Origin of the sequence: Nonomuraea composti (assembly GCF_012034275.1) — a bacterium.
GTDB classification, from domain to species: Bacteria; Actinomycetota; Actinomycetes; order Streptosporangiales; family Streptosporangiaceae; genus Nonomuraea; species Nonomuraea composti.
In genome coordinates this window covers 1-6,591 of sequence record NZ_JAATEP010000121.1, presented here as the reverse complement: position 1 = coordinate 6,591, position 6,591 = coordinate 1, and the positions used below count along the sequence as shown (strand labels likewise).

Annotated in this window: 8 protein-coding genes and 4 pseudogenes; 3 read left to right on the top strand and 9 right to left on the bottom strand. The window is 69.7% G+C overall.

Annotation, left to right across the window (positions count from 1 at the left end; all coding sequences use genetic code 11):
• The 7 genes and pseudogenes from HCN51_RS60990 to HCN51_RS57365 all read right to left on the bottom strand — a co-directional run.
• Positions 1-196 (bottom strand): hypothetical protein (locus tag HCN51_RS60990; RefSeq protein ID WP_240974301.1); only part of this gene is annotated, 196 nt, incomplete at its 3' end.
• 548 nt (positions 197-744) lie between these two features.
• Positions 745-963: pseudogene (locus HCN51_RS62000) on the bottom strand (helix-turn-helix domain-containing protein); the annotation flags it as partial.
• A 133-nt stretch (positions 964-1,096) separates the two neighbouring features.
• Positions 1,097-1,231: pseudogene (locus tag HCN51_RS63325) on the bottom strand (hypothetical protein); the annotation flags it as partial.
• A gap of 17 nt (positions 1,232-1,248) precedes the next feature.
• The gene (locus HCN51_RS58740; protein ID WP_206069115.1) at positions 1,249-1,554 is read right to left on the bottom strand and encodes a site-specific integrase; all 306 of its coding nucleotides are present in this window, start codon (positions 1,552-1,554) and stop codon (positions 1,249-1,251) included.
• 111 nt (positions 1,555-1,665) lie between these two features.
• A complete protein-coding gene (locus HCN51_RS58735) occupies positions 1,666-1,848 on the bottom strand; it encodes a site-specific integrase (RefSeq protein WP_206069114.1) in 183 nt (60 codons plus the stop codon).
• 351 nt (positions 1,849-2,199) lie between these two features.
• Positions 2,200-2,877, bottom strand: coding sequence for a tyrosine-type recombinase/integrase (locus HCN51_RS57370; RefSeq protein WP_168022178.1), 678 nt, complete (start codon positions 2,875-2,877; stop codon positions 2,200-2,202).
• 145 nt (positions 2,878-3,022) lie between these two features.
• Positions 3,023-3,388 (bottom strand): hypothetical protein, encoded by a 366-nt coding sequence (locus HCN51_RS57365; RefSeq protein WP_168022177.1) that lies wholly within the window; start codon positions 3,386-3,388, stop codon positions 3,023-3,025.
• Between the two features lie 263 nt (positions 3,389-3,651).
• Between HCN51_RS57365 and HCN51_RS60980 the strand changes: the two are divergent.
• Positions 3,652-4,364, top strand: a pseudogene (locus tag HCN51_RS60980) (Mu transposase domain-containing protein); the annotation flags it as partial.
• A 224-nt stretch (positions 4,365-4,588) separates the two neighbouring features.
• Positions 4,589-4,747, top strand: a complete 159-nt coding sequence (locus tag HCN51_RS57355; RefSeq protein ID WP_168022176.1) for a hypothetical protein — start codon at positions 4,589-4,591, stop codon at positions 4,745-4,747.
• A 216-nt stretch (positions 4,748-4,963) separates the two neighbouring features.
• On the opposite strand, the gene HCN51_RS57350 is transcribed toward HCN51_RS57355, so the two are convergent.
• Together HCN51_RS57350 and HCN51_RS57345 are read right to left on the bottom strand one after the other, a co-directional pair.
• Positions 4,964-5,383 (bottom strand): hypothetical protein, encoded by a 420-nt coding sequence (locus HCN51_RS57350; RefSeq protein ID WP_168022175.1) that lies wholly within the window; start codon positions 5,381-5,383, stop codon positions 4,964-4,966.
• The gene (locus tag HCN51_RS57345) at positions 5,380-5,637 is read right to left on the bottom strand and encodes a type II toxin-antitoxin system CcdA family antitoxin (protein WP_168022174.1); all 258 of its coding nucleotides are present in this window, start codon (positions 5,635-5,637) and stop codon (positions 5,380-5,382) included. The genes HCN51_RS57350 and HCN51_RS57345 overlap by 4 nt, the downstream gene beginning before the upstream one ends.
• 378 nt (positions 5,638-6,015) lie before the next feature.
• Here HCN51_RS57345 and HCN51_RS63320 point away from each other — a divergent pair.
• Positions 6,016-6,150, top strand: a pseudogene (locus tag HCN51_RS63320) (SagB/ThcOx family dehydrogenase); the annotation flags it as partial.
• Positions 6,151-6,591 lie beyond the last annotated feature (441 nt).

Sequence of the window (6,591 nt, the reverse complement as noted above, 5' to 3'; positions counted from 1 at the left end):
GTCGCCGGCTGACCTCAGCGGCGTAGGTGGTCCAGTCGCCGCTGCTCGCGCGCTGCCAGGCGACGGCCACCGTGATGTGGATGCCGAGCATCCGGGCCAAGACGGCGGCAGGCAGGTTGGTAGCGAGGTGGAACAGGGTGATGGAGCGGGCCTGGCTGGAGTGAATACCGAGGTCGCGGAGGCGTTCGGCGTGCAATTCTCGCAAGATTGCGGGGGCGGCGCTCCTGTCGAGCCATGCTGTGACCGTGCCAGGCCGCTCGGCGCGGGCCAGCGCCTGGTAAAGGGCGGCAAGATGGGGACGGATCTGACCGCTCGCGTCACCGAGTAGTTCGTGCAGCCGCCGATCGAGGGAGCATCGGACGCACCGACCGGCGTGCAGGCGCCCGGTCTCACCGCAGGTGGGGCAGCTGGTCCAGAAATCTGGGTCGGAGCGGGTGCAGGTGGCGCAGAGCGGTGCGGTCTTGCTGCCGCCGCGGACGCGGCCGAACTGGCCGCAGCGTGAGCATCGTGCGCGGCGTTGCTGGCAGGCCGTGCACCAGGGTTGCCCGGTGGCTTGGGAGATCTCGCAGGGACCCTGGCGGCCGCAGATGCCGCAGGTCGCGCTCTTGCAGGGGCGGCAGCTGGGGCAAAGTGGCCCCTCGGGGGTGCGATCCGGGCCCGCTTCGGCCGCAGGTCGCCGACCCCGGCTTCTTCTCCGGAGGCCGTCTTACGGGCGCGAGACGGTTTGGTAGCCGCGATCGGTTCGATCAGGTCCTCCATCGAGCACCCGAGGATGTCCAGCAGCGCCATCAGCAGCTTGAGGCTGAGCCGCTCGGGCCGTTCTGCAACCAGCCGGTAGAGCTGGCTGGATGACAGCTGAATGCCACGCTGGGCCAGCGGCCGGGCTAGATCCGTGGTCTGGAACATGCCGCGCGCGGCCATCACCTGGCGTAGGTTCCACCGGTAGTCGAGCTTGCGCGTCATCGGGCCCTCCCGTCCCGTCCAGTGTCGAGGCAGGCGCCAGTGCCTTGCGCAGTGCGGTGTTCATGAAGTCCCCGCTGACGTGCGTGTAGATCGCCGTGGAGGTGTCGCAGCGGTGCCCGACAGCCTCCTGGATGAAGCGGCGGTCGACGCCGTCCTCGGTCAGGTGTGTGACGTAGGAGTGCCGGGCCGAGTGCGGCGGCAGCTCCTTGGGCAGGCCGAGCGCGTCCCGGTAGGCGACGAAACGCGCGTTGATCTCCGCCGGCTTCATCCGGCCACCGCGTTCGGTTACCCATAACGCTGGCTGATCCGCGCAGCCGAACCGAGGCCGTCCACGTAGTCGGCGATGGCCTCAACCGCCCAGCCCATCACCGAGGGCACGTTCCGCCGCCGCGGTGGCTGCCCGCGCACCGCTTTGCCATAGCGAACATGCAGCATGCCGTACCGACCGAACTCCGGAGCGGCCGGATTGCGCCCCCAATCAGCCAAGTCCAGCCTGGAGGTCTCGGTGCGACGCAGACCCCACCCATACATGACCTTGAACAACGTGGCGTCCCGATAGGCGGCCAGCGTCCCCTTCCGCTTGGCTTTCACCGCCCGTTCCACCTGCTCATCGGCGTAGTCAAAGAACCGCTGCAGCTCCTCACGGGTGAACGGCCGGGCCTCGGGCCGGCCCTCGTAGTCGTTCAGGTGAGCGATCGTGTGTCATTCATGGCAAATCGGCACCGGATGGGCACCCGGCCCGAACTGCGTCTCGCACTCGGCCGCCCAGCCGTATCGGGCGTCGGTGAGGTACTCGCTGAACAACCGCAGGTCGGTCTGGTAGCCACGAATCGTGGACGGTGCCAGATGATGCTCGCTGGTCAACGACAACGTCCACTCATCCACGTGCCCGGGCTGCCACCGCCACGGGTACTCGTTACAGAACGCCAGGAACCGGCGGACAGACGTTCACGCGGCGCGATGGTGTCCTCCTGCAGCCCACGAGCGGTCTGCTGCGCCCGCCAGTCCCGCAGCATCGCCTCGAACACGGCGTCCTCCGGCCGTAACTGCACCACTCCGGACACCAGCTCCAGATGCGCGGCGCCCGCCAGATCACCTCGTCTCACAGGCCCCCTCCAGCCCATGTAAACCCGACCGTCTGAAGGGTGAATCCTGCATCTGATGGGAGCATCGCGCAAGCGGTTCAGCTCAAGTGGTACGAACGATCACCCTGTCGCACCCATTCCGGTGGCCCGCTTAGCAGGCGGCCTGCGGTTTCTCGCCCGTCTGATGCAATTCCCGAAGATTGGTGTACCGTCGCGTGGTGTCCAGGCGGGCATGCCCCAACAGCTCGGCGACCACGACGATGTCCACGCCCTGGCGCAGCAGGTTGGTGCCGAAGGTGTGCCGCAGGGTATGTGCGGAGGCGGCGGGCGCGCCGGTCTCGTCGACCAGGTCGGCCTCGGTCGCGAGCTCGTCGAGCAGCTGGTCGACGGCGCGGGCCGACAGGCGGCCGCCGCGGTAGCGGTTGAGGAACAGCGCCGGGCCGCCCGCGCCCGGCCACGCGCTCCGTTCGGCCTTCCACTCTTTGACGGCCTCGCGCACAGTGACATCCAGCAGGGGCACCTCGCGGGAGGTCTCGCCCTTGCCGTTGCGGACGATGACCTTGCCCTTGCGCGCGGAGAGCGGCACGTCGTCGACGTCCAGGGCGACCAGCTCGGCGACGCGCAGCCCGGAGTGGAACAGCAGCCGGCCGATGGCGCGGTCGCGGGCCAGCCGGCGCACCTCCACCGCGCGCAGGAAGCGCTTCTGCTCGCGGGCGTCCAGCGCCTGGGCATCCCTGTAGTCCCGGGAAATTGTGGTCGGATTTCGCTGACCTGCACTGATGTCGTTCCTCGGGACGGGAGGTCGCTGTTCGCTTGCGGTGTGGGCCATGAGCGATGAGAGGCCGGAGTTCAGGTACGGCCAGGGTCGGCGGCCGCTGTGGAGCAAGCGGGATCGCGACGCCGCCAGCGGGATGGTCAGCGGGGGCGGCGGCGCTGGACGGGGTCGGCTTCGGCGGTGGGTCGCGCCGGCTTCGTCAGCCGATCCCTATGGGCTTGTTGAGGAGCTGCCACATGTTGTAGACCGACTCGGGGTTCTCGACGAGGGCCTTGAGCTCGTCGGGGTCGAGCTTGACGCCGTTGTGTTGCCCGCCCGCGCATCGATAGGTCTCACCTCCCCTGATGCCGTCGAGCGTGATGCCGTCCGGCACCTTGCCTCCCTCACGGATGCAGGTCCCGATGCTGGCCTCGCGGAGCGTGTGGCAGGTGTAGCCGCGGGCGGTCGGCTGGCAGTCTCCCCACTCGTCGGCATGGGCGGGAGCGGCGGTGAGGGCGAGAGCGGCGGCGGTCAGGGCAGTTGCGGCGGCAGCGGCGATGGCGACGGTGCGCGATGTACGGGACATGAATAGTCGAACCCTTCCTGGATGGACTCCTTCTTATGAGCTGCCCTCGGCCCATGATTACGTAACGTGATAGTTATGTTGCTCTATGTAGCAACGGAGTGCCGTGAAGGCTCTTTCGCCGGATTCTGCTCCAGGGCTCTTCTGAGGGCGCGAGCTGTGCACGGAGAAGAGCCTTCCGGCCCTCGCTTGCCGGTGGTCGCGCAGGCAGGCGGTTCGGTGCTTGCCGCCAGCGCATCCGATGGCGATCGTGCGCGGGCCTGCCGCACCGCGCCACCCGGCGGCCGCCGATCGAGTTGCTGGCCGAGGAACGCCAGCGGCTGCACCCGTTGCCGCAGCAGCCGTTCACCGCCGCGTTCGGCACCACTCGCCGGGTGAACTGGGACTGCACCATCTCGGTGGACGGAGTGCGCTACTCGGTGCCACACCCGCTGGTCGACACCCGCGTCTGGGCCCGCTTCCACGGCGATGAACTGATCGTCACCGCGGTCGGCGGCAACGGGACCGCCACCGAAGTGGGCCGGCACCGGCGCGGCAGCCCCGGCAGCCCGGTCATCGACGAGGCGCACTACCCGCCGCGCGAGGACAAGGACCTCGAGCGCGCCCGAAGGCCACCACCGCCGAGGAAGCCGCGTTTCTGATGCTCGGGCCCGGGGCGAGCGCCTGGCTGGCCGAGGCCGCCGCCGCGGGCATCCGCCGGATCAAGGCCAAGATGGGCCAGGCCGTCGCGCTGGCCAAGCTGCACTCGCCCGCCGCCGTCGACCGCGCCCTGGGCGCTGCGGCGATCACCGGCCGGTTCGCCGAAGCCGACCTGCTGTCCATCCTGGACTACCAGGCCCGCCGAGCCGGCACCGAACCCAGCCGGGCCACCGAGGCCCACAGCCTGCAGTCGGGCACTTCGGCCTGGGCCGCCTTCGGCACCACCATCAGCGGCGCCACCAGTCCGGCCGCCGCGCCGCCCACCGACAACAGCCGCGACAACAACTCCGGAAGCGGCACCGACCTCGATGAGGATCGGCGGCCGCATCCCCGCCGACGCCATCATCTGCACAGCCGGCCTGCACGCCAGCCCGCTCACCCAGCAGATCCCCGCCGACCGCGACCCGCTCGGCCGCCTCCAAGCCGACCGGCACCTGCGCGTCCTGGACGACGTCTTCGCCGCCGCGATGTGGTCATCACCCTGGCCTACCCACCTGCCACGTCGTGCGAAGCTGCCAGTACGCCACCATCCCCATGGGCAAGGTCGCCGGCCACAACGCCGCCGCTGACCTGCTCGGCCTGCCCCTCGTGGGGTTCGCCCCCGACCCCTACACCACCTGCCTGGACCTCGGCGTCACCGGTGGCGTCCACACCACCGGCTGACAGCAGCGACGTCCAGCTGACCGGCCCGCAGGGCGAACACCTCGAAGACACCATCCTCCAGATCATCCACCCACCCCTCGACGACGCCGCCCAGACCCCCAGCAGGCATGCGAGCAGAGCAACCAAATCTCCGCTGCGTCCGCTGCGGCCCCGGGGCGCGCACGAGCAGTGTACGGATGGCGACGAGACCTTCGGACGCGGAGCCCGGAGGGCAGGCTATTCGGGCGGCTCGGCGATCTCGATGACGTGCAGCGGCTCGTCGAACCCGCGAACGGCCGGCGCCCAGTGCGAGCCGTCGAGGGTGAGGATCGGGCAGACGGAGGTGTCGGCCAGCACGGCGACGTGGGCATCACCCCAGTCGAGACCGGTCCGGGCCAGAACCGACCCCAGCGCGATGCCGTGCTCCGGCTCGCGCAGCCCCGCCACCGTGATCTGCTCCATGGTGGCGATGCCGAGCAGCAGATCGGTGGCGTCCTTCGAGCCGGAGTCCCGGGCGGCAGCGGCGACGGCGACGACGGACATGACCATCGGCTGGCCTTGCTCGTCCCACCGCGCCATCATCTCCATCAGGTTCAGGTCGCCGCGTGCCAGCTCCACCAAGACGCCGGTGTCGAGGATGAGCGGCGGCAGCGTCACGACGCCGGCTCGCCGCTCAGGGCGGCGAGCTGTGCGGCGACATGGGCCATGCGGCGCTCCACGAGCTCGTGATCGGCGCCCTCGTGCGCGCGATCGCGATGGGCTTGCAGGAGCGCGCGGCGCCGGCGGTCCTCATGCACCTTGGCGGCCAGGGCCTCGTTGACGTAGGCGGAGAAGTTGCCGGCGTGATGGGTCTTGGCGTACCGGACCAGGTCGGGGTCCAGCGTGACGGTGATGGTCTCTTTGGCGGCCATGACCGCATCCTAATACCACAGTAAGATCTTTCCTGGCTGAGGGCTGTATGCCCGGCACACCCACCGCCACTTCACCCCCGGCCCGGTCGGCCTGCCCACCCTGGCCGCCCTGCTGTCGGTCTGCCTCGCCCTGGTCGACTTCATCGACGCCGGCCAGATGGGCGCGGTCATCCGCCGCACCAGCCCCGTCGGCGGTGCCCGCCAGGACCTCGACCCCTATCTGGCCATCGCCAACGTCGCCGGCGTCCCCGCGGGCATCTACCACTACAACAGCCTCCAGCACAGCCTGGAACTGCTCAGTAAGGCTTCACCCACGATGACGCCCCCTACCTGTGCGCCGGGCAAGAACACTTCGGCGGCGCGGCGTTCCTGGTCATCTTGGCCGCCGTCATCGAACGCATGCGCGTCGAGTACCGCACCGCCCGCTGCTACCGGATCAGCCTGCTGGGCGCCGGTCACCTCGGCCAGACCTTCGCCCTGGCCGCCACCGCCTTGGGCCTGGGCCCGTTCCAGACCGGCGCCTTCCATGACACGGCCCTCGCCGAACGCCTCGGCGCACCCCTCTCACCTGAGCAATGCCGATCTCCGCTCATCCCTGGACGAGCCTGGCGCGGCAACGGCGTGAAGTCCTGGCCGATCAGGTCGCGAACAGCACGCGGGGTTCGAGGTCGAGCCGGGTGGTCGGGTTCTGATCCGGCGGGGTCAGGTCGAGCGTCCAGTTGCCGAACCGGCGCACGCTGTGCGTGATGTAGGGCGAGACGGTGGCCAGATCGTCCAGGTCGACCGGCCGGCCTTCGGCCGCGATGTCGTTGGCGGCGTCGGTGATGTCGCAGGCAGTGGAGTAGATGACGCATGACAGGGGCCCGGAGCGCCATCAGGTCCTCCGGGCCCCTGATCGGCGCCAGCGGTCATCTGTTGTTGTTGCCGCACCAGTCGACCCAGACGTGGCCGCTG